The organism is Schaalia odontolytica (assembly GCF_009730335.1).
Classification (GTDB): Bacteria; Actinomycetota; Actinomycetes; order Actinomycetales; family Actinomycetaceae; genus Pauljensenia; species Pauljensenia dentiphila.
The window spans coordinates 113,220-134,728 of sequence record NZ_CP046315.1 but is presented as its reverse complement, the minus strand read 5'-3'; the positions used below and the strand labels follow the sequence as shown (position 1 = coordinate 134,728).

The following is a 21,509-nucleotide window of genomic DNA, read 5'->3' as shown; positions in this document are numbered from 1 at the left end:
CACGCGAGCCTGCGGCTCGGAGCGGTCGATCTCGAAGCCCGGCCAGGCCCCGCCGCCGCCCACGGGCACCGCAGCCAGGCCCTCCGGTCCCTCCGGTGCCCTTCACACCAGTGGGGCTTGTGACGCTGATGGGTGGCTCGGCGCGTCGGCTCGTTGTCTGGCCCAGCCCTACCGCCGCCCACGGGCACCGCAGTCAGGCCGTGCCGACCAGGCGGCTGGTTGTCTGAAACCGGTGTCGCCTTTGCGGGCGTCGGCCGAGCCTCGACTGAAACCGTCATCGCCTTTGCGGGCGCCGGCCGAGCCCCGATTGAAACCGCCATCGCCTTTGCGGGTGGGAAATGGGCATTTTTGGTGCGTTTTTCGGGTGCAGAGGTGATGTCGGTTTCAAGGGTCCCTTGTTGGGGGAGAGCAGAGGCGATGCCGGTTTCAAGGCTTCCTTGTTGGGGGTGAGCAGAGGTGTTGTTGGTTTCAACGTCGCCACGTTGTCTCGCCTCGTGCGCGAAAAAGTTCGCCCTGCGTGGCCTGATGTGTGCGTGAGCGCGAAAAAGTTCGCCCTGCGCGCTCAAAATGGCCCAAAATCGGCGTTTTCTGGCCCGCGGGGCGAGTTTTTTCGCGGAAGAGTTGCTGGAGGGGCGGTGCTGGGCGAGTTTCTTCGCGCCAACCGCCCCTGCGCCGGTCTTGGATGCAGCGCCGCGCACTTCAGGCTGGCTGAGGTGGGGGGGTTTGCAGCATTAGAAGCTGGTTGGCTGCGTGTCGTCGGCGTGTCGTACCTCTAATGACGCCATTCCCCCGTTGCGTGGTGCTGAGGTTGCGGCGTGAGGGGGTGGATGCATCGATTGTGCTATTCAGCGCTGTAGGCGAGGCGGATGCGAGGCGGATCTGGTAGCTGGACCCCACTACTGGCACCCTTAACCCGCTAATGCGCAGCTAAACCCTATTGGTGGCATGGTGGGCAGGCCGCCCAGGCCACCACCTATCGGGTTAACGTGCGCGTAGGTCGACCCTGGCGGTCCGGGCGGCTGCAGCCCAGCCAGCTGGTCGGAGTCGTTCGGCGGAGCTCGTCAGAGCCAGTTGAGCAACGCGACGTAGCAGACCGTTCCGATGCCGACGCTCCACAGGAGCTTGCGGCCGCTCAGCAGGTGTACTGCGACCGTCACTCCCGTCGCCACCAGCGCCGCCCACCAGCGGCCACCCGCCTCCTGCGCGCCCTGCGTCAGCGTCGAGAGCACCAGAATCAGCATGATGCCCGGCGGCATCCACACCGCCATGTCGGAGACAAAGCGCGAATCGCGCAGCGGCTCCAGGATCTTGAACGGCAGAGCGCGCAACGTAAAGTCGATGACGAAGGTGATCGCCAGGAGCGCCAGCAGGTAGCCCAGCGTCGGAGTCACTGCGCACCCCCTTCGGCCACCTCAGCCGCGGAGTGCAGGATGCCTCGGCGATGAAGGACGTGACGAACCACCAGGCACGCGACAAACAGCAGGAGCGCGACCAGAAGGCGCTGGCCCGGCGCCACCACCATGGCCACCGCGAAGGACACGCCAGACAGGAGGATCGAGGGCAGCTCGCGCCTCGTGCGCGCCGCATCCAGGGTCAGCGTGATGAACAGGGCCGTGAGCGCGAAGTCGAGGCCCTCGATCTGCGTGGGAATCAACGATCCCGCGGATACGCCCACGAGGCTCGAGATCACCCACGTCAGGTTAAAGAGAACCTGCATCGCCAGCAGCCGAGGCTTCGTCCACCCGTTCGGGCGGGCTGCGGTCAGCGCGTAGGCCTCGTCCACCAGGGCGTACATCGAGAAGAGGCGCGCGACACGCCCCTCGATCACGTGCAGGGGGAACGAGAAGGCGAAAAACAGGAGGCGGAAATTCACCAGCAGCATCGTCACCGCAATGACGGCCAGCGGCGTATTCTGCGCGGCCAGAGTGACGACGAGCAGCTCGGCCGACCCCGAGTAGGCGGCCAGGGAGAGCGACGGAGCCAACCACCACGGCAGGCCCAGCTGGATGACGAGGACGCCGTATGCCAGGCCCAGCGGGATGTAACCCGCGGCGACGGGTGCCGTGATGCGCAGGCCCTCGAGGATCTCGAGGCGGGTAGGGCTAGCCGGCACGGGGACATTCACGGTGCGCGGTAGCTTGGGCATGGGAGCAATTCTTACGCGCCGCTACGGCCTCGCGCGCGCTGGCGGGGCCGTGCGTGACGACTTGCACGTTTTAGTGGGTCGAAGGTCCCGGTGTGGAAACCTGCGGGGAGGGATAGCCCTCACCTGTCACATAGTTTCAAAACGGGAAACAGCCCTCGCGCAATAGACCGTCCGGTGGAAATATCGTTCCTGTCGCCGAGGAAAATCCCCTCGGCGCATCCATTGAAAACGCAGATCAGGAGCCCTCATGAGCGCCACTCATGCACGCAAGAAGCCATTCCTTCGACTCGCCACGGCCGCCGTCGCCATGGTCGCAGCCCTCGGCATGGCCGCATGCTCCGGTGGCGCGTCCACTTCCTCGTCCTCCTCGTCGAGTGCGCAGGTCGGCGACCGCAGCCCCGAGCAGATCAAGGAAGCCGGCGAGATCGTCATCGGCATCTTCTCCGACAAGGCCCCCTTCGGCTACATCGACGCCGACGGCAAGCCCGCCGGATACGACGTCGTCTACGGCGACCGCATCGCCGCCGACCTGGGCGTCACCGCCAAGTACGTCCCCGTCGACGCCGCCGCCCGCACCGAGGTCCTCGCCTCCAACAAGGTCGACATCACCCTCGCGAACTTCACCGTCACGCCCGAGCGCGCCGAAAAGGTTGACTTCGCGAACCCCTACTTCAAGGTCTCCCTCGGCGTCGTCTCGCCCACCTCGGCTGAAATCACCGACGTGAGCCAGCTGGCCGGCAAGACCCTCATCGTCACCAAGGGCACGACCGCCGAAGCCTACTTCGAGGCCAACCACCCCGAGGTCAAGCTCCAGAAGTACGACCAGTACTCCGACGCCTACCAGGCCCTCGAGGACGGCCGAGGTGACGCCTTCTCCACCGACAACACCGAGGTCATCGCATGGGCGATCCAGCACCCCGGCTTCAGCGTCGGCATCAAGAGCCTGGGCGAGACCAGCTACATCGCGGCCGCCGTCAAGAAGGGCAACACCGCCCTCCTCGACTGGCTGAACAACCAGCTCGTTGAGCTCGGCCAGGAGAACTTCTTCCACAAGGACTACGAGCAGACCCTCGCCCCCGTCTACGGTGACGCCGCGACCCCCGACGACCTCGTTGTCGAAGGCGGCGTGGACACCACCTCCACCAACTGACAGGAACGAGGCCGTGGCCCCGCCGGGGACAGCGCCCACCGCGGGTAAACGCCCCGGCCGGCCACGGCCTCGTCCCAGATTTTTCCAATGAATCTCGACATCCTGGCGCGATACGCGCCCCTGTACGTCGACGCCGCCATCCTCACCTTGAGGATCGCGGCTATCGGCATCGTCGGCTCGCTCGCGGTCGGCCTGCTCGTGGCCGCGATCCGGCAATACCGGATCCCCGTCGCCGCCCAGATCGCCGCCGCCTACGTCGAACTGTCGCGCAACACGCCCCTGCTCGTGCAGCTCTTCTTCATCTACTTCGGCCTGCCGCGCGTGGGCATCAAGTGGAGCGGCGAGACCTGTGCGATCATCGGCCTCATCTTCCTGGGCGGCGCCTACATGGCCGAGGCCCTGCGCTCGGGTCTCGACTCGATCGCCACCATCCAGTGGGAGTCGTCTGCGGCGCTCGGCCTCACCCGCACCCAGACGCTGCGCCACGTCGCCCTCCCGCAGGCCATCGCGACCTCCGTGCCGCCTCTCGCCGCCAACGTCATCTTCCTCATCAAGGAAACATCCGTCGTCTCCGTCGTCGCGCTGCCCGACCTCGTGTACGTCGCGAAAGACCTCATCGGCATGTCCTACAACACCTCCGAAGCGCTGATCCTCCTGGTCATCGCCTACCTGGTGATCCTTCTGCCCGTGTCCATCGCGGCCCGACTCATCGAAAAGAAGGTGCGCCGTGGCGGATTTGGGAATTAACGTCATCTTCGAAGGCCGCAACCTCGTGCGCATCCTCGAAGGACTGGGCGTCACCGTCGGCATCTCCGCGCTGTCCGTCGTGCTGTCGCTGGTGCTCGGCGTGTTCGTCGGCCTCGGCATGCGCTCGCGCTGGCGCCCCCTGCGCTGGCTCATGCAGATCTACCTCGAGTTCGTGCGCATCATGCCCCAGCTCGTCCTCCTGTTCGTTGCCTACTTCGGGCTCACGCGCGTCGCGGGGATCAACCTGGACGGCATTACCGCGTCCGTCCTCGTCTTCACCCTGTGGGGCGGCGCCGAAATGGGTGACCTTGTGCGAGGCGCGCTCATCGCGATCCCGCGCCATCAGTACGAGTCCGCATACGCGCTGGGACTCACCCCGAGGCAGACCATGCGTCGCGTCATCCTGCCTCAAACCCTGCGCAGGCTCGCGCCCCCGGCCGTCAACCTCATCACCCGCATGATCAAGACGACCTCCCTCGTCGTCCTCATCGGCGTCGTCGAAGTCCTCAAGGTTGGACAGCAGATCATCGACGCCAACCGCTTCAACTACCCGACCGCCTCGCTGTGGATCTACGGCCTGATCTTCGCGCTGTATTTCCTCATCTGCTGGCCCATCTCGCTCCTCTCACGCCACATGGAGAAAACATGGCAGAACTGACCTCCGACCCGCAGCTGCGCCTCGTCGATCTCGACAAGACCTACCCCGGCGGCCACCACGCCCTGCGCGGCGTCTCCCTCGACGTCTCCGACGGCGAAGTCGTCGTCATCATCGGTCCCTCCGGCTGCGGCAAGTCCACGCTCCTACGCACGATCAACGGCCTTGAGCCGATCAACTCCGGGCAGATCCTCTTCGATGGGAATGACCTGGCGGCCCCCGGCGTCTCCTGGCCCGAGGTTCGCCGCCGCATCGGCATGGTCTTCCAGTCCTACGAGCTCTTCCCCCACCTGACCGTTATGGGGAACCTGACGCTCGCCCCCGGCCTCGTCGCGGGAGAATCGCGCGCCGACGCGAGCGCGCGGGCGCTGAAACTGCTCGAGCGCGTCGGTCTGGCGGACCGCGCCGACGACTACCCGCGCCAGCTCTCCGGCGGCCAGCGTCAGCGCGTCGCCATCGTGCGCGCCCTCATGATGGACCCCGAGATCCTCCTCCTTGACGAGGTCACGGCCTCCCTTGACCCGGAGATGGTGCGCGAGGTCCTCGACGTCGTCCTGGAACTGGCTCGTACCGGCATGACGATGCTCATCGTCACCCACGAGATGGGCTTCGCCCGCGCGATCGCCGACCGCATCGTCTTCATGGACGAGGGCCGCATCGTCGAGGTCGACCCGCCGCGCAAGTTCTTCGCCGACCCGGCGTCTGACCGAGCGCGCAAGTTCCTCGACATCTTCAGCTTCGAAGGCGCCAAGCTGTAAGCGTGTGGGGGCTCCTCGTGGAGGGGCCGGCCTTGCTGGGCCGGGCTGCTTGGTATGCCCGTGGGCGGCGGCAAGGCCTGGCCCGGCAGTCCCTTCGGTTCCACCGGCGCCCTCCAAACAACGGGGGCTTGGTGTGCTGTTGGGGTGTCCGGACATGTTCCGCCACTCGTGGCCCGCGAATGGGTCGCGTGGCGGTCTTCCGGTGGAGTGGTTGCGTGTTCTGGATAGGAAGTTGTGTTCTGGATAGGAACGACTCTTCTGGATAGCTTATTTTCCTATCCAGAACGCAATAACCTATCCAGTTTGTCGTTTCCTATCCAGATCGTGCGCATAACCTATCCGCGTGCGCATAACCTATCCGCGTAAAGGGCTGCGTTGGACCGGGACGCGTGCGCTGGCCGTCGAGGTGCTTATTCGCGCCGTGGCCCGGCGCCCCGCGTGATGATCCGGTGCATCGAGCGCGCGCGAGAGTTGAGACTGTGCGAGCTGAGTCCACCCGAGACAGAACGCCCAGGCTCAGGAGATCAGCGTCGACTGGTGGTGCACCATGATCAGGCGCCCCTCGCCAGAAGTCGCCGGCGCCCACACGCTGGATTCCAGCGAAGCGCCGCCCTCCCAGCGCACCCGGTAGCGCGTCAGGAACGACCCGCCCAGATCGTGCGCGTCGATGCGGCCGATGGATGGGGAAGCGGGCGAGGGCCCCGCCAGCGACGTGGTCGCGCCGCCACCCGGCCAGATGCGCGTCGTCCGCTCGTCGGTCATAGCCGCCAGCGCCTCCTCGTCACAGCCGGTCCACGCCAGGATGAACTCGCGCTCGCGGGCGATCGCGTCTTCGGTGGTCATCGCGGGCTCACTCACGGACGAGGCCGGGGCTGCCTCCGCGGGTTCGTTCGCCTCGGTGGGCGTGGAGAAAACGCTGGGATGAGAACGGAATGTCGACGTGGCGGCCTCGTCGGTGGAGGCGTCGTGTGAAGCGGGAGCGCTCCCCAGGGCATCAGTAGTGGCGGGCATGTTGTGCGGCTCGACGGACGCAGCCACAGTGGTCGCGCCCTCATCCGGCTGATCCCCGGACGCCTGATCTGAGGACGCCTGATCCGCCGACGCAGCGCCGCGCGACGCGCCGCCCCCGAACCCGGGCCCCGGTTCGGGCATGCGCCCCGCCTGGTACGCCTCGGCGCATGCGCGCGCGAGGTCGTCCGCCCGCTCGTTCATACGGTGCCCAGCGTGGCCCTTGACCCACTCGAAGGTGACGCGGCGCCCTTCCATGGCCCGATCGATCTCCTGGATGAGCTCCAGGTTCTTGATGGGCTTCTTGTCGGCCTTCGTCCAGCCGCGCTTTTTCCAGCCGAGCCGCCACTTGGACACGACGTTGATCGCGTACTGCGAGTCGGCGAGGATGTGCAGCTCTTCGCCGGTCTCGGCCGTGGCCTCGAGCAGACGCAGAATAGCGGTCAGCTCACCCAGGTTGTTCGTTCCCTGCGGCCAGCCGCCCGCGTCCCACGTGTCCTCGTCCACGTACCAGGCCCACCCCGCGGGCCCGGGATTGCCGAGGGAAGAACCGTCTGCTGCCGCCGTAATCGTCATGACCTCATCCTATCGGCATCCCGAGGCTTGATCGGAGGGGGACGAGGCCGGGGCTCGGTGTCGCCGTCCCGCGCGGTATCTGGGGCCTGGGATGGGGTGGCCCTGGCGTTGTGCCCTAGACTCGGGGATAGGCGCGTGATGCGCCATTTAGCGCAGCGATAAGAACGGAGCAGGACGATGAAGCCGCATACTGACGAGCCGCTCAATAATGGCACCCGCGCGAGGAACCGCAAGGGATCGCTCAGTCGCAAGGGCGTGCGTCGGTGCGGCGTCGTTGCGGCTGCACTGTCGATCGTCATGCTGATGTCGAGCTGTATGTCTCAGGGGGCTGTGACGGAGAAACGGGCTGATCAGCTGAGTCTGGGGGATGCGGTGATTGCTGTGCGGCTGAGCCAGGGAAAGTTCTCGGCGGGGCTTCCGGACCCGCCGAACGACAACTGGATCGTGCTGCTGGACGCGCAGGGTCGGGGGCAAGCGACCCGTATTGAAAACAAACGTGGCAGCGATGTGATGTGGACTGAACGCGGTCTCTCCTTTGGCGCGCCGGATAAGGAATACGTGACGACCGATCAGGGAACGCAGGAGATCGATGTTAAACACTCGTGGAGTTCTGAGTATCAACGCTTCTCGCTCCCGGACGGGAGAATTGCTGTCGTAGATTTGAGCGACGGGATCAGGGTCGACACGATCCACCCTAATGGGCGCATTGAGACGACGGAAATCCCCGATACTAGTGCGCCGGTTGGGCAGTGCGGGCAGCACATCGTTGGGATCACCGATACTGAGGAATCTGAGAGCATCAGGTCGGCGGCGTTCGAGGCATATGCAGCCCAGTCGGGCGGTGAGATGCCCGAGAATGTGGCTGCTGTGATTCAGATCGATGAACCCACTGGTGATGTTCCCCGACTCCTTGCGGTGGCACCTGCGATCGATGGTCTGGTGGAGGGTTGGATGAGTGTTCCGTGCGACGGGAACGTCATCACGGTTCTGAGTCTCCAGCAGGACGACCCAGCCGCTGTGCGTAGCGGTAAAAGGAACTCACTCGAAGGGGTTTTGGTCCTGCAGCGATGGGACCTGTCCACAGGGCAGCGCACGATCATTCCTGTGCTTGATGAAGCAGGACAGCCCATCGAAACGGATCAGGATAATAACCTCTACGGTGTTCGAGCGATCCGGGTGGGGGATGAGTACCGCTTCGTGACGAAGAAAGGGGATGCCTTCGCGGTTGACATGACGAGCGGCAACGCCCGGCACCTTTTCTCGATTCCATCGGAGAAAACTTTCATCCCAGCGGTATTCCAGGTGAGTGAGACCGGCGTGTATGCGCTCGAGCAAAATGATGATGAGGACGTCCTCACTCTTTCGTACCAGCCGTGGGATGGGGGCGGCAAGCGTGTGCTCTTGACGACGGGCACAATGTCGCGCTACCTCGTGGAGCGAAATCTGCTGATGGGGTACAGGCGCAGCGTCGAGTCCTTCGCCCTACGCCCCGGCTGGGACGGTGGCGCGCAGTAGCGCGTGCAGCCGGGTGGTGCGCTGACTCTGGGGGTTGGAGCACGAGGCCGGGGCTCGGTGTCGTTGTCCTGCGCGGTATCTGGGGCCTGGGATGGGGCGGCCCTGGCCTCGTGCCCTAGACTCGGGTGTGGGCGCATGATGCGCCCGTTAGCGCAGTGACGAGAATGGATCAGGACGATGGAGCCGCATACTGACGAGCCGCTCAATAATGGCACCCGCGCGAGGAACCGCAAGGGATCGCTCAGCCGCAAGGGCGTGCGCCGGTCCGGCGTCGGTGCGGCAGCACTGTCGATCGTCATGCTGCTGTCGGGCTGTCTTTCCCTTGCATCTCTCGACGAAAAACCTATCGACAAGCTGACGACGGGTGAGGCGGTCATCGCCCTGCGGCTGGGTGGTGCAGAGGCGTCTGCGGCCCTGCCGGGTGGAACGGGTGACAACTGGATTGTGCTCCTCGACTTCCAAGGGCGGGGGCAAGCCGGGCATGTCGAACGCGGGGAGCGTGGTGATATCGCATGGACTGAGCTCGGGGTGTCGTACGGCGTCCAGGCGGAGGATTTTTTGACGACGCAGGAGGGGACGCAGCGGATCCCCCGCGTGGGTGATCGTTCCGTTGAATATTTCCGTTTTGCGCTCCCCGATGGGCGAATCGAAGTCATCAGTGCTGCGAGAGGCTCTGGTATTCGTGCGGACATCATCGAGCGTGATGGAACGATGACGAGCGTGGAGACCGACGACAAGTCGGGCGGCTTTGGGCTGTGTGGGTCGCGGGTTTTAGCGATTATGAATACGGAGGTGTCCCAGAGCATGAAGTCCGCGGCGTTCGAGGTCTATGCCGCTCAGTCGGGTGGCGAGGGAAGTGAACCGGAAGATTTCTCGGTTGTCGTGCAGTTGGATGATCCTGCCGGAGCTACCCCGCGGATCCTCGCGGCAGCGCCGATGATTCCGGGCTTGAGGTCAGTGCAGCACTTGTACGCCTGCGAAGGGAATTTGCTGACAGCACCGAGCATCCAAGTGGATGATCCCATCGGCGCGAGAGGGAGCAGCGTCGTTGCGGCGAGAGGGACCCTCGTTCTCCAGCGCTGGGATCTGTCGACGGGGCAGCGCTCGGTGAGCCCCGTGCTCGATGAGGCAGGAAACGCTATCCACCTCAATGAGGATTTGGATATCTATGGTGACAAGGCGATCCTAGTGGGCGACGAATACAGGCTTATCAGTCGCCATGGTCATGCCTTCTCAATCAATCTGACGAGCGGACAGGGCCGTCACTTGTTTTCCATCCCCGAGCAGGTCGGACAAGGGGACATGGTGTTCCAGGTGACCGAGAGCGGCGTTTATTTCTTGACGGATAGCTCCCGCGAGCACGCAGTCACTCTTTCCTATCATCCGTGGGACGGTGACGATTCTCGCGTGGTTCTTTCGACGGGCAGCCTGGAGGGCTACCTGAGGGTGCGCAAGCTGTTCTCGGGTGGTCAGCGCGCCATCGAGTCCTTCGCCCTACGCCCCGGCTGGGATGGCGGCGCGCAGTAGCGCATGCAGACGAGGACGGAGACGACCATGAGTACACACAACGGTGAGAAGCGCGAGACGGGTGCCGACGAACAGGAGCAAGGCAGCTCGAAGAAACCGAAGCGTTCCCGGCGATGGGCGTTCCTGACGCTCGCTCTTCCGATTGCGCTGCTCGCGTGGAGTTGCGCTCCGAAGGCTCCCCTGCCAGTGACGCCGACCAGCAAACTGGCCATTGGGGATGCCGTCATTGCTGTGCAGCTGGGTGAAGCACAATCGCAGTCGGGCCTTGAAGCCCCAATTCAGGACAACTTGGTCGCACTTGTTGACGTGCACGGGGAGCAGGATATCGTGCGTATCGGCAACCAGTGGGAAGGTAGGATCCTGTGGTCTGATCGCGGTATTTCCTTCGGTGCCGAGCAATGGGAGTACCAGACGACAGAAAACGGAACGAGTAGTCAAGAAACTAAGGGCTGGCGGGCCTCGAACGTCCAGCGTTATGAGTTGTCGGATGGTCGATTCATCGTGGTTTCGTACGAGATGGACTTGGGTTACCGGGTCGATACGATCGAACTTGATGGAAGCGTGACGAGCGTGTCAACGCCCGGAACGCGCGGGGACATGGGACAGTGCGGGGATAGGATCCTGTCGATCGTTGATACGAAGCAGCTCTGGCGCAGGAAGCAAGAGGCCCTTGAAGCCTACGCCGCGCAGTCGGGCAATGATGGTGCGCAGCCGGAGGAGCTGTCTGTTGTTGTTCAGTTGAATGATCGCGATGGTGATACTCCCCGCCTCGTTGGCGTCGCGCCAATGATCGACGGCTTGGTGTCGGGACAGAGAGAGTTCGCCTGTGAGGGGGACGTGATCACGATGCCGAGCGTCCAAACGGGCGACTCTCGAGACGTTCGTGTGATGGCAGATGGTGGAGAGACGGGAACGATGGTTCTCGAGCGCTGGGATCTGTCGACGGGGCAGCGCACGATCATTCCTGTGATCGACGAGCAGGGGAATCCTATCGAAATAGATAGAGAGCACAGCATTTTCGGCTACCGGGGGATCCAGGTCGGTGATGAGTACCGGTTCATCAGTGAAGGCGGGGATGCGTTTGCAGTGGACCTGAGGAGCGGTCGAGGTCGCTTCCTGTTTAGTTATGACGGTACGCGAATCAACCAGCGAATGGTGTACCAGGTGAGTGAGACGGGCGTCTACGCGCTCGAGGGTCGCCGGGAGGATCACAATGTCACCCTCTCTTACCGGCCGTGGGATGGGGGAGCATACCGGGACGTCATCACAATGGACAAGCTGGCAGACTACGTCTGGTTGGAGGGCGATATTCTGCCGTCGGGCCACTGGCGAAGGATTCAGTCATTCTCTCTGCGCCCCGGGTGGGACGGCGGTGCCCAGTAAGGTTGTTCGGTTGTCCGAGCCTCGTGCCCGGTTGGGATAAGGCTTCGGCTGCTACGACGATGGGACGAGGCCGGGGCAGCCCACTCCTCGTGTCCTAGACTCTGGGGGTGGGTGTGGCCGCGCCCTTCGCCGCACAGACGAGGACGGAGATGACCATGAGTACACACAACGGTGAGAAGCACGAGACGGGTGCCGACGAGCAGGAGCATGGCCACCCGAAGAAGCCGAAGCGTATCCGCCGATGGGCTCTCCTCGTCGTCGTGCTATCGGTTGCCGCGCTGGCGTGGAGCTGCGTATTCCATGGGGGATTGACCAGAAAACCGGCCAGTTTTCACGCGACGAATGACGCGGTCGTTGCCGTGCGTCTGGGGTCCGGATGGTCCACGGTGGCCGAGGATTTTCGGTATAACGACTATGACGGCTGGATCGTGCTTCTCGACGCCGACGGGCGCGGACAGGTTGCTGCCGTGAACAATGTGCTTCACGGCGATGTGCTGTGGAATGAGCGGGGCGTTTTCTACGGGTCGCCTTCTCATGACTTCCTCACGACGGAGGCGGGGACGCAAGGATTCGAACGACGCTACCGTAGCAGCGACGAACGTCAACGCTACGCGCTCCCCGATGGCGCGCTCGCGGTTGTGAGTGATGAAGGGTTTGGGTTTGTGGTTGGCACTGTCCACGTTGATGGACGTGTGACGAGAGTCAGGAACGAAAAGACAGGAGGCGCTGTCGGGCAGTGTGGGTCGCGGATCCTGGCGATCACCGGCACGAAGCAGTCTCCCGGCATCAGTGCCGCCGCGTTCGCAGCGTATGCTGCTCGATCGGGCGACGAGAAGCCGCCGACCACCCTCGCGGCTGTTGTTCAGCTCAATGACCACGATGGCGAGGAGTCTCCAGTCCTCGCGGTAGCGCCGATGATCGACGGCTTGGGGTCGCGACAGCACATGTTTGCCTGCGAAGGGGATGTCATCACGATGCCGACCGAGCTGTCGGACGAGGCCGCTGCCTCAAGCCATGGTTCGACGAGCGAGCGGCAGCGAACGATGGTTCTTGAGCGGTGGGACCTGTCAACGGGTGAGCGCTCGATCATTCCCGTCCTCGACGAGGCCGGCAACCCCCTTGAGTTGAATGATGAGCAGGGCGTTTCCGAGTACGAGGCGATTCGCGTGGGCAGCGAATACAGGTTCGTCTCCTCTGGCGGGGACGCTTTTGCCGTCGACCTCACGAGCGGCCAGGGCCGGCATCTGTTCTCCCTCGACGTGCCGTGGAGCGAGTACCTGTCGGTTTTCCAGGTGACCGAGACCGGTGTCTACATGCTCAAGGACCGCGGAGTGGACCGTGTCGTCACCCTCTCGTACAGGCCCTGGGAAGGTGGCGAGTGGCGTGACATCTTCACGACCCGTGACCTGGCTTATTACCTCAAGGAAGGCGTGTTGACGCGGACGCTGGACATCCAGTCCTTCGCCCTGAGGCCCGGTTGGGACGGCGGCGCGCAGTAAGGCCCACTATCGCGCCCCAACGTGCGCGGCGCGATAGTGGGGGGCGGTCTTCCAACGAAGACCGCCCCCCACTTGTTACAAAGTGATGCCCACCTGGCCGAGCGCGAAGGCGAACTCCTCGCAGCGCGCCGCCCACCGGCCCTCGCGCCCGGACGGGCCGGCGTGCCCGGCGACCATCTCGGTGCGCAGAATGATGGGCCGCTCAAACGGGTCGCGCGCGGCGACGAGGCCGTGGCTGGCCTCCCCGCTTACGCTCACCTCGCCAGTCCCTGAATCGCAGCAATTGCAGCGCTGCCCAGCCCCGGCCTCGTCCGTGGAGGGAACCTGGCCGGTGGCCTCGCGCAGGCGCTGCACCCACTTGGTGGGCTCGACGAACTCGACGCGCGTGTCGTTGACCGACGTCGTCGCCATGACCGCGGGCAGGAGCGCGCCGTCGGGCACGTTCTCGTACGGCGTGTAGCGGCTCATCGCGTCGAACACGGCGCGCGAGGTCAGCGGATTGCCCCACTCCTCCCATTCGCCGACGGTGAGCGGCAGGGTCGGGTCCAGGATCGTCGAGAGCGCGTCCACGAAGGGCACGCCCGCGAGGATTGCGCGGAAGCGGTCGGGTGCTGCGTTGGTGACCGCGCCCATGAGCAGGCCTCCGGCGCTGCGGCCCTCCGCGACCAGGCGACCGGGCGCCACCCACCCGGAGTCGACCAGCCAGTCGGCCACGTCGATGAAGTCCGTGAAGGTGTGCTCCTTGACCAGCTCCTTGCCGTCCTCGTACCAGGAGCGGCCCATCTCGCCGCCGCCGCGCACGTGCGCGATCGCGTAGACGACGCGGCGCAGGATCGGCAGACGCAGGGTCTCGAACTCGGGGTCGTAGCTGACCTCGTACGAGCCGTACCCGATCTGCCAGCCCGCGTGCGTGCCGTCCGGGCGCGCGTCGCGATGGTGGATGAGGGTGACGGGGATGCGGGCGGCACCGTCGCGTGCGACCACCCACACGCGCTCCTCAACGTACTCGGCGGGGTCCCAGCCGGGCGCCTCGCGGGTGCGCAGGGTCCGCACGCTCAGCGCCGAGGTCTCGGAGGACGAGGCCGGGGCCGTGTTCGGCAGCAACACCTCGGCGACCGTCGGTGGCACGGTCTGTGACTGGAACTCAACCCGAAGCGGATCCTTCCACGGGGTCGGCACGGTCGCGATTGTGCGCACCGGGGCGTCCACCTCTACGCGTCGCCACGTGGGCGTGGGCTCGCGGCGATCCCACACGTCGACCTGCGTGAGAGAGCCCGAACGAAGCGAGAGCGCCACGTAGTCCGCGTGGGCCTCGACGTCGGTGATGCGCTCGCCGGGGCCGGGGCTGCGCAGCGGCTCCCAGGACTCAAACGGAGCGAGGGGCGCGGGCTCGTCCTCCGGCAGGGGAGTGCCCGGCGTGCGATCCGCCAGCGCTTGGCGACTATACGCGGAGGAAGAAGTAACGCCCAACTGTGCCAAGGCCTCGGGCGACCCCCCGGCGGGCAGCATCGCCTGCGCGAGCGAGCCCTCCTGCGTCAGCCCCGTGTGCACGATGAACAGGCGATCCCCCGCCGAATCCGCCGACACCAGCGTGCGCGGGCGCACCGGCATGAGCGGAAGCGGGCGCACGGACGGGTGGGCGGGCAGCCACAGCCACGCGCGGCCCGCCGTCGACGACGAGGCGTGAATGACGACGTGCCCCGGGAAACCCGAGGGAGCGAACCCCATCTCGAAGCCCTCGTCCGGCTCCACCAGCAGCAGCTCGTCGGCCTCACGCGGCGTGCCCACGCGGTGCAGCCACGCGTCGCACGCGCGCCACGCGTCGTCCACGCCCATGTAGATAAAGGAAGCGGAATCATCCGCCCATGCGAAGCCGTACCCGGCGTCCACCACGGCCTCGTCGATGACGCGGCCCGACGCCTCCTGCACGACCCACGTGTAGCGCTCATCCCCGCTAGTGTCCCGCGCCCACGCGATCAGACGCCCATCCGGGGACGGGTACATGTCCGCCAGGCGGAAAAACTCCTGCCCGCGCGCCCACTCGTTCTCATCGACGAGGAGCTCCTCGCCCCGCGCTGGCACGCCCGGTTGGGGGACGAGCGGGACCGGTGCCCCGGCCTCGTCGCGCTCCACCGGCGCGCGGTGATGCGTCGCGTAGGACTGGCCCTCCGCGAAACGCCGGAAATACCAGAACTCGCCCTCGCGGATCGGAACCGTCACGTCGGTGAGCGCCGTGGAGGCCTTGACCTCCTCCACGAGGCGCGCGGCCGCCTCGCGCGTCGGCGCCGTCACCGTGTCCGCCCACGCGTTCTCCGCCTCCAAATGAGCCCTGACCTCGGGATCCTCGCCGTCACGCAACCAGTCCCACGGGTCATCGAAATGCTGGCCGAACTGGTCGCGCACCCGGTACCCGTACCGCTTGGGGGCGACCGGGGGAGTTGACGAAGGCCGTGTGTTACGCGTGGTCGTGTCAGTCATGGGCACCATCTTAGGGGCGGGGCCAACTGTTGGGGATCCACGAAACAGCGGCGAGGCCGTGCGACACTAGGGGAGTGAGAGACGAACACTGCCTGCACGGGTCCACTGCCGCGCTCGACCCCGTGGCCGCGCGCCCCCGCGACCCCTTACCCACCCAGCCCGGCACCCGAGGGCAGGCTGAGGGGGGAGCGGCCGCGGCCTCGTCCCTGAGCCTGACGCGCCGACTCCTCGCCTGGGTGCGTGAGTTCATCCAGTTCGGCATGGTCGGGGCCACCGCCTACATCGTCGACGCGGGCCTGTTCAACCTGCTCCAGCACGGGCCGCTCGGCTTCCTCGCTGGGCACCCCAACACCGCGCAATTCGTCGCCGCCGCGACCGCGACCCTCTACTCGTGGATCGCCAACCGCCTGTGGACCTACCGCGGCCGCACGCGGGAGAACGCCACGCGCGAGGCCATCCTCTTCTTCTTCGCGAACGCCTGCGGCATCGGCATCTCCCAGTTCTGCCTCCTGTTCACCCACCACATCCTCGGGTTCGCCTCGGCGCTGGCTGACAACATCGCCGTCTACGTCGTCGGCTTCGCCCTGGGCACCGCGTTCCGCTTCTTCTTCTACCACTACGTGGTCTTCACCGGGCATACGCGCGCGTAGGTTGAAGGTGCGACGGTAGGGTCGAAACGTGAAGGAAACGCCAGAGCACTACCCGACCCCCGAAGAGTCCATCGCCACGATGGTCACCATCGATGACACCGCCCTCGTGTTCGAAGGCGGCGGCATGCGCAACGCCTACACGGCCGCACTCGTGAGCCGACTCATCGCCGAAGGCATCAACTTCCCCCACATCTCGGGCGTCTCCGCGGGCTCCAGCCACCTGTGCAACTTCACCTCCCGCGACGCCGCCCGCTCGCACGCGACCTTCGTTGACCTGGTTGACGACCCAGAGTTCGGTGGCCTCAAACACTTCCGAAAGGGGCACGGCTACTTCAACGCCGAGTACATCTACGAGCGAGTCTGCTACCCCGATGGTGCCTACCCCTTCAACATGGACGCTTTTCTTGCCAACCCGGCGCGCACTCGCGTCGCCGCCTTCAACGCGTCGCGCGGCGAGGTGCGCTGGTTCTCCAAGGAAGACATGAGCTCACTGGACACGCTCGGCCCCATCATCCGCGCCTCCTCCACGCTGCCCGTCCTCATGCCGCCCGTCGAGATCGAGGGCGACACCTACGTCGATGGTGCACTAGGACCCAACGGTGGCCTGCCCTTCGATCAGCCCCTGCGCGAGGGCTACCGCAAGCTCCTCGTCGTCCTCACTCGCCCCCGCGACTACGTTAAGGGTCCCATGCCCGCCAGCGTCGGTGCCCTCCTGCGCACCGCCTACCGTCAGTTCCCCTCCGTGTTCGAGGGCGTGGCCCGGCGCCCCGACCGCTACAACGCGGGACGCCGCCTCCTCTTCGAGCTCGAAGAACGAGGCCAGGCCTACGTGTTCGCCCCCGACAACCTGTGGATCAACAACACCGAGTCGCGGCGCGAGCGCCTCGAGGCCACCTACCGTGCCGGCCTGGTGCAGGCTGTGCGCGAAATGCCCGCGATCAAGGCGTTCCTGGGGCTGTAGGCTTTCCTTTTCCTGTGGCGGTGCTTGTTGCGCCGCTGGTGTTCCGGGCGCCGGATGGCCCGGCCGCCCGCGTGATTTCCAGCCGCCGCGTGTGCTTTGTGGGGCCGGGCCGCTGTGTGTGCCTGTGGGCGGCGGCCCGCCCGCGAGTCGTCCGAGCCGCGAGCCTTCGGCTCGGCGCGTCGTCTTGAAGCCCGGCCAGGCCCCGCCGCCGCCCACCGGCACCGCGGCCAGGCCCCGTAGACCAGGCGGTTCGGTTCCTTGAAACCCCTGTCGCCTTTGCTCGCTCGTACGTGCCTGGGGTTGAAACCGGTGTCGCCTTTGCGGGTGAGAATCGGGCGGTTTTGGTGTGTTTGTTGGTCGCAGTGGTGTTGTTGGTTTCATTGGTTGTTGTTCAGGGGCGCGCAGTGGTGATGGGGGTTTCATACTGACCTGCATTAGCGGTTGCAGTGGTGTTGTTGGTTTCAATATCGCCACGTCGCCGCGTCTTGCGCGCGAAAAAGTTCGCCCTGCTCGTTCTGATGGTGGACGCGAGCGCGAAGAAGTTCGCCCAGCGCACGAAAAATGCCCCAGAAATGGCGTTTTATGGCGTGCCGGGCGAAGTTTTTCGCGGGTGAGCCCGTGATGGCCCGTGCCGGGCGAACTTTGTCGCGGGGAAGCCGTCGCGGGGCGGTGCCGGGCGCGTCTTGTCGAGTGGCAGAGCCTACTGGTGTGCAGTGCCTGGGAGGTGCTGCCTTGATACAGGGAGTATCCATGCCCTAGATGTTGGTCGAGCGTTAGCCCCTTGGTCTAGGTCGCGTCCCCCCTAGATGTAGGGCTCGTGCGATCCCCTCGATCGAGGGGCATCTCCCGTTGGAGGCGCGTGTCGGCACATCACTCAGGCCCCCTGTGATCGCATTTCCGCGAGATTCCAGCCATTTCGCCGAAAATGCCACTCACCCCTATATCTAGGGGCACTTAGTCACCAACGACCCCTAGATGTTCGGGTGCGACACGCCCAAGGTATCCACCAAAGAGTGTGATGCTCGACATCTTTCAGGTGGTTGGCAGGTGGTTATACACAGGGTGATGATGTGCTTGTCCACAGGGTGCACAGGTGTGTGTGAGGGTGTTGGAAGCCCCTAGATATGCCCGTGGGTTAGTTGCAAACCCCAATGTTTGCGCGCATCTTCGCCCACCTGTGTTGAGGGGGCGACAAACCGCAAAGGTGCCTCCGAGATCCTGACCGCTCGCTCCATCCACAGACCCCTCCCGCCTCGTCCACAGTAGGGGCGGCGCACACAACATCTAGGGGTCGCTTGCGTGGGTGGCCACGAGGTGTAGTGTTGTGGTGTTCGCGGCGAACGAGCCGCCAGAAAGACAACGCAGGATGCCAACGTCCGGCCTTGAGCCGCAAGGAGACACGAACATGTCGATCACAGTCTACTCCAAGCCCCGCTGCCCCCAGTGCGACGCGACCTACCGCGCCCTCGACAAGCAGGGCGTCTCCTACGAGAAGATCGACGTCACCCAGGACGCGGAATCCCTCGCCTTCATTAAGGGCCTCGGCTACCAGCAGGCGCCCGTCGTCGTGGCCGGCGAGGATCACTGGTCCGGCTTCCGCCCCGACCGCATCAAGGCTGTCGCCGCCGCAGCTGCCCCCCTGGCGCTGCAGGCCTGAGTCGCGCCGACAAGTCCCGGTCGCGAGGCTGGGACTTTCGCGTATCTGGGCGGGAACGAGGCCGGGGCTCACTCACGCGGAAACGGCACGCACGCGCTCGCATCGGCGAGGAGTGAAACGCATCATCGATGCGGGGAAATGAGCAGCCAACTGGCCGTGAGGACCCGCCGCCCGGGCCTCGGGGGTGAGACACTAGAGGTTCAGCATCCCGCCAAGCAGGAAGGATCATCATGGGCAGCGTCGTCTACTTCTCGTCGGCGACGGGCAATACCCGCCGTTTTGTCGAAAAACTCGGCCTCCCGGCGGCGCGAATCCCGTTGCTTCCCAAGGATGAACCCCTGCGCGTGACCGACGAGTACGTGCTCATCGTGCCCACCTACGGCGGTGGAAATATCAAGGGAGCGGTGCCCAAGCAGGTCATCAGGTTCCTCAATGACCCCGACAATCGAGTCCTGTGCAGGGGCGTCATCTCGTCGGGAAACACCAACTTCGGCAAGGCCTACTGCATCGCGGGCGACATCATCGCGGCCAAGCTGGGGGTCCCCCACATGTATAAGTTCGAGCTCCTCGGTACGCCCGAGGACGTCTCCAGAGTTCGCGAAGGACTGGAACAGTTTTGGCAGAAAACTACACCGACACAGGCGTAGAGGAAGCTCCCTCCCCGGAGCTGGACTACCACGCGCTGAATGCGCAGCTTAACCTGTACGACGCGAACGGACGCATCCAGTTCGACGCGGACCGTGCGGCGGCTCGCCAGTACTTCCTTCAGCACGTCAACCAGAACACGGTGTTCTTCCACGACCTGGAAGAGAAGCTGAAGTATCTGGTGGACGAGGGCTACTACGAGAAGCACGTCCTGGACCAGTACGACTTCGCGGACATCAAGGAGCTGTACAAGCAGGCTTACGCCCACAAGTTCCGCTTCCCGACGTTCCTGGGCGCGTTCAAGTACTACACGTCGTACACGCTCAAGACCTTCGACGGTAAGCGCTACCTGGAGCGCTTCGAGGATCGTGTCGCCATGGTGTCGCTGTACCTGGCGCGCGGCGACATCGAGCTTGCTCGCAGCTTCGTGGATGAGATCATGACGGGCCGCTTCCAGCCGGCCACCCCGACCTTCCTCAACGCCGGTAAGGCGGCGCGCGGCGAGCTGGTCTCCTGCTTCCTGCTGCGCATCGAGGACAACATGGAGTCGATCGCGCGCGGCATCAACTCGGCCCTGCAGCTGTCCAAGCGCGGCGGCGGTGTCGCCCTGCAGCTGACGAACCTGCGCGAGTCGGGCGCTCCGATTAAGAAGATTCAGAACCAGTCCAGCGGCGTCGTGCCCGTCATGAAGCTGCTCGAGGACTCCTTCTCCTACGCGAACCAGCTGGGTGCGCGTCAGGGCGCGGGCGCTGTGTACCTGCACGCGCACCACCCGGACATCATGCAGTTCCTGGACACCAAGCGTGAGAACGCGGATGAGAAGATCCGCATCAAGACGCTGTCCCTGGGCGTCGTCATCCCGGATATCACGTTCGAGCTGGCCCGCAAGAACGAGGACATGTACCTGTTCAGTCCCTACGACGTGGAGCGCGTGTACGGCGTGCCTTTCTCCGAGATTTCGGTGACGGAGAAGTACCACGAGATGGTGGACGACGGCCGTATCCACAAGCGCAAGATCAACGCTCGTCGTTTCTTCCAGACGATCGCGGAGATCCAGTTCGAGTCCGGCTACCCCTATATCGTCTTCGAGGACACGGTGAACAAGGCCAACCCGATCAAGGGTCGCATCACCATGTCGAACCTGTGCTCGGAGATCCTGCAGGTGTCCGAGGCCTCGACCTACAACGATGACCTGTCCTACGACCACGTCGGCAAGGACATCTCCTGCAACCTGGGCTCGCTCAACATTGCGAAGACCATGGATTCCCCGGACTTCTCGAAGACGATCGAGATGGCGATCCGCGGCCTGACGGCCGTCTCGGACCTGTCGGACATCGGCTCGGTGCCGTCGATCGCCCGCGGCAACGCGATGAGCCACGCGATCGGCCTGGGCCAGATGAACCTGCACGGTTACCTGGCGCGCGAGCACGTGCACTACGGGTCCGAGGAGGCCCTCGACTTCACGAACATGTACTTCATGACGGTCCTGTTCGAGGCCATCAAGGCCTCGTGCAAGATCGCGCGTGAGCGCGGCGAGACCTTCGAGGGCTTCGAGGAGTCGAAGTACGCATCGGGCGAGTTCTTCCGCAAGTACATTGACGAGGAGTGGGCCCCCACCACGGACAAGTGCCGCGAGCTGCTCGCCGCCTCGTCGATCAAGGTCCCGACCCAGGCGGACTGGGAGGCCCTGGCGGCTGACGTCGCCAAGTACGGCATGTATAACCAGAACCTGCAGGCTGTGCCTCCGACGGGTTCCATCTCGTACATCAACAACTCGACGTCGTCGATTCACCCGATCGTGTCCCGCGTGGAGATCCGTAAGGAAGGCAAGATTGGCCGCGTCTACTACCCGGCGCCCTACATGTCGAACGAGAACCTGGAGTACTACCAGGACGCGTATGAGATCGGCCCGGAGAAGATCATCGACACCTACGCTGTGGCCACCCAGCACGTGGATCAGGGCCTGTCGCTCACGCTGTTCTACCCGGATACGGTGACGACGCGTGACCTGAACAAGTCCTACATCTACGCGTGGAAGAAGGGCATTAAGACCCTGTACTACATGCGCTTGCGCCAGATGGCCCTGGAGGGCACGGAGGTCGAGGGCTGCGTGTCCTGCATGCTGTGACGTGACGCCCGTTTGTCGGGTGGTGC

General features: G+C 64.8%; 18 protein-coding genes. 14 read left to right on the top strand and 4 right to left on the bottom strand.

Annotated features, from left to right (window positions below; genetic code table 11):
- Window positions 1-338 precede the first annotated feature (338 nt).
- Window positions 339-776, top strand: coding sequence for a hypothetical protein (locus FOC40_RS00585; RefSeq protein WP_155844084.1), 438 nt, complete (start codon window positions 339-341; stop codon window positions 774-776).
- Between the two features lie 285 nt (window positions 777-1,061).
- Here the strand turns inward: FOC40_RS00585 and FOC40_RS00580 are convergent, their stop codons facing one another.
- Window positions 1,062-1,391, bottom strand: a complete 330-nt coding sequence (locus tag FOC40_RS00580) for a branched-chain amino acid transporter permease (RefSeq protein WP_003796935.1) — start codon at window positions 1,389-1,391, stop codon at window positions 1,062-1,064.
- Window positions 1,388-2,146 (bottom strand): AzlC family ABC transporter permease, encoded by a 759-nt coding sequence (locus tag FOC40_RS00575; RefSeq protein ID WP_003796932.1) that lies wholly within the window; start codon window positions 2,144-2,146, stop codon window positions 1,388-1,390. Before FOC40_RS00575 ends, FOC40_RS00580 begins: the two co-directional genes overlap by 4 nt.
- 247 nt (window positions 2,147-2,393) lie before the next feature.
- On the opposite strand from FOC40_RS00575, the gene FOC40_RS00570 reads away from it, so the two are divergent.
- The 4 genes from FOC40_RS00570 to FOC40_RS00555 all read left to right on the top strand — a co-directional run bounded on the left by FOC40_RS00570 (window position 2,394) and on the right by FOC40_RS00555 (window position 5,456).
- Window positions 2,394-3,296, top strand: a complete 903-nt coding sequence (locus FOC40_RS00570) for a cysteine ABC transporter substrate-binding protein (RefSeq protein WP_003791655.1) — start codon at window positions 2,394-2,396, stop codon at window positions 3,294-3,296.
- Window positions 3,297-3,383: 87 nt separating this feature from the next.
- A complete protein-coding gene (locus FOC40_RS00565) occupies window positions 3,384-4,043 on the top strand; it encodes an amino acid ABC transporter permease (RefSeq protein WP_003796930.1) in 660 nt (219 codons plus the stop codon).
- Window positions 4,024-4,701, top strand: coding sequence for an amino acid ABC transporter permease (locus FOC40_RS00560; protein ID WP_003796928.1), 678 nt, complete (start codon window positions 4,024-4,026; stop codon window positions 4,699-4,701). The genes FOC40_RS00565 and FOC40_RS00560 overlap by 20 nt, the downstream gene beginning before the upstream one ends.
- Complete coding sequence (locus FOC40_RS00555; protein ID WP_003796925.1) at window positions 4,689-5,456, top strand: amino acid ABC transporter ATP-binding protein; 768 nt, start codon at window positions 4,689-4,691, stop codon at window positions 5,454-5,456. The genes FOC40_RS00560 and FOC40_RS00555 overlap by 13 nt, the downstream gene beginning before the upstream one ends.
- Before the next feature lie 516 nt (window positions 5,457-5,972).
- On the opposite strand, the gene FOC40_RS00550 is transcribed toward FOC40_RS00555, so the two are convergent.
- Complete coding sequence (locus FOC40_RS00550) at window positions 5,973-7,040, bottom strand: ribonuclease H family protein (RefSeq protein ID WP_003796920.1); 1,068 nt, start codon at window positions 7,038-7,040, stop codon at window positions 5,973-5,975.
- Between the two features lie 177 nt (window positions 7,041-7,217).
- Between FOC40_RS00550 and FOC40_RS00545 the strand changes: the two genes are divergently transcribed.
- The 4 genes from FOC40_RS00545 (at window position 7,218) to FOC40_RS00530 (ending at window position 12,964) form a co-directional block, all read left to right on the top strand.
- Window positions 7,218-8,555, top strand: a complete 1,338-nt coding sequence (locus FOC40_RS00545) for a hypothetical protein (RefSeq protein ID WP_003796919.1) — start codon at window positions 7,218-7,220, stop codon at window positions 8,553-8,555.
- 177 nt (window positions 8,556-8,732) lie between these two features.
- On the top strand, window positions 8,733-10,082 hold the full coding sequence (locus FOC40_RS00540; RefSeq protein ID WP_003796917.1) for a hypothetical protein: 1,350 nt from the start codon (window positions 8,733-8,735) through the stop codon (window positions 10,080-10,082).
- Between the two features lie 27 nt (window positions 10,083-10,109).
- Window positions 10,110-11,465 carry a hypothetical protein gene (locus FOC40_RS00535; protein ID WP_231126026.1) on the top strand — a complete coding sequence of 452 codons (1,356 nt, stop codon included), beginning with the start codon at window positions 10,110-10,112 and terminating at the stop codon, window positions 11,463-11,465.
- 155 nt (window positions 11,466-11,620) lie between these two features.
- Window positions 11,621-12,964: a hypothetical protein gene (locus FOC40_RS00530; RefSeq protein ID WP_039929889.1), complete on the top strand. Its 1,344-nt coding sequence runs from the start codon at window positions 11,621-11,623 to the stop codon at window positions 12,962-12,964.
- Window positions 12,965-13,039: 75 nt separating this feature from the next.
- Here the strand turns inward: FOC40_RS00530 and FOC40_RS00525 are convergent, their stop codons facing one another.
- Window positions 13,040-15,451, bottom strand: a complete 2,412-nt coding sequence (locus tag FOC40_RS00525; RefSeq protein ID WP_003796911.1) for a S9 family peptidase — start codon at window positions 15,449-15,451, stop codon at window positions 13,040-13,042.
- A 65-nt stretch (window positions 15,452-15,516) separates the two neighbouring features.
- Here FOC40_RS00525 and FOC40_RS00520 point away from each other — a divergent pair, with 65 nt between their 5' ends.
- From FOC40_RS00520 to nrdE, 5 genes are all read left to right on the top strand, one after another.
- A complete protein-coding gene (locus FOC40_RS00520; RefSeq protein WP_003796910.1) occupies window positions 15,517-16,092 on the top strand; it encodes a GtrA family protein in 576 nt (191 codons plus the stop codon).
- A gap of 28 nt (window positions 16,093-16,120) precedes the next feature.
- Window positions 16,121-17,053, top strand: a complete 933-nt coding sequence (locus FOC40_RS00515; protein ID WP_003796908.1) for a patatin-like phospholipase family protein — start codon at window positions 16,121-16,123, stop codon at window positions 17,051-17,053.
- Window positions 17,054-18,458: 1,405 nt separating this feature from the next.
- Window positions 18,459-18,710 (top strand): glutaredoxin-like protein NrdH, encoded by a 252-nt coding sequence (gene nrdH, locus FOC40_RS00510; protein WP_016460788.1) that lies wholly within the window; start codon window positions 18,459-18,461, stop codon window positions 18,708-18,710.
- A 230-nt stretch (window positions 18,711-18,940) separates the two neighbouring features.
- Window positions 18,941-19,357, top strand: coding sequence for a class Ib ribonucleoside-diphosphate reductase assembly flavoprotein NrdI (gene nrdI / locus FOC40_RS00505; RefSeq protein ID WP_003796905.1), 417 nt, complete (start codon window positions 18,941-18,943; stop codon window positions 19,355-19,357).
- Window positions 19,327-21,483, top strand: coding sequence for a class 1b ribonucleoside-diphosphate reductase subunit alpha (nrdE, locus tag FOC40_RS00500; protein ID WP_003796902.1), 2,157 nt, complete (start codon window positions 19,327-19,329; stop codon window positions 21,481-21,483). Before nrdI ends, nrdE begins: the two co-directional genes overlap by 31 nt.
- Window positions 21,484-21,509 lie beyond the last annotated feature (26 nt).

Excerpts from the sequence above, each read along its gene's own strand:
- nrdH (WP_016460788.1), top strand. The coding sequence starts at position 18,459 with ATGTCGATCACAGTCTACTCCAAGCCCCGCTGCCCCCAGTGCGACGCG.
- FOC40_RS00535 (WP_231126026.1), top strand. The coding sequence starts at position 10,110 with ATGAGTACACACAACGGTGAGAAGCGCGAGACGGGTGCCGACGAACAG.
- FOC40_RS00530 (WP_039929889.1), top strand. The coding sequence starts at position 11,621 with ATGAGTACACACAACGGTGAGAAGCACGAGACGGGTGCCGACGAGCAG.
- FOC40_RS00545 (WP_003796919.1), top strand. The coding sequence starts at position 7,218 with ATGAAGCCGCATACTGACGAGCCGCTCAATAATGGCACCCGCGCGAGG.
- FOC40_RS00525 (WP_003796911.1), bottom strand. The coding sequence starts at position 15,451 with ATGGTGCCCATGACTGACACGACCACGCGTAACACACGGCCTTCGTCA.
- FOC40_RS00570 (WP_003791655.1), top strand. The coding sequence starts at position 2,394 with ATGAGCGCCACTCATGCACGCAAGAAGCCATTCCTTCGACTCGCCACG.
- nrdI (WP_003796905.1), top strand. The coding sequence starts at position 18,941 with ATGGGCAGCGTCGTCTACTTCTCGTCGGCGACGGGCAATACCCGCCGT.
- FOC40_RS00575 (WP_003796932.1), bottom strand. The coding sequence starts at position 2,146 with ATGCCCAAGCTACCGCGCACCGTGAATGTCCCCGTGCCGGCTAGCCCT.
- FOC40_RS00555 (WP_003796925.1), top strand. The coding sequence starts at position 4,689 with ATGGCAGAACTGACCTCCGACCCGCAGCTGCGCCTCGTCGATCTCGAC.
- FOC40_RS00550 (WP_003796920.1), bottom strand. The coding sequence starts at position 7,040 with ATGACGATTACGGCGGCAGCAGACGGTTCTTCCCTCGGCAATCCCGGG.
- FOC40_RS00565 (WP_003796930.1), top strand. The coding sequence starts at position 3,384 with ATGAATCTCGACATCCTGGCGCGATACGCGCCCCTGTACGTCGACGCC.
- FOC40_RS00540 (WP_003796917.1), top strand. The coding sequence starts at position 8,733 with ATGGAGCCGCATACTGACGAGCCGCTCAATAATGGCACCCGCGCGAGG.
- FOC40_RS00585 (WP_155844084.1), top strand. The coding sequence starts at position 339 with ATGGGCATTTTTGGTGCGTTTTTCGGGTGCAGAGGTGATGTCGGTTTC.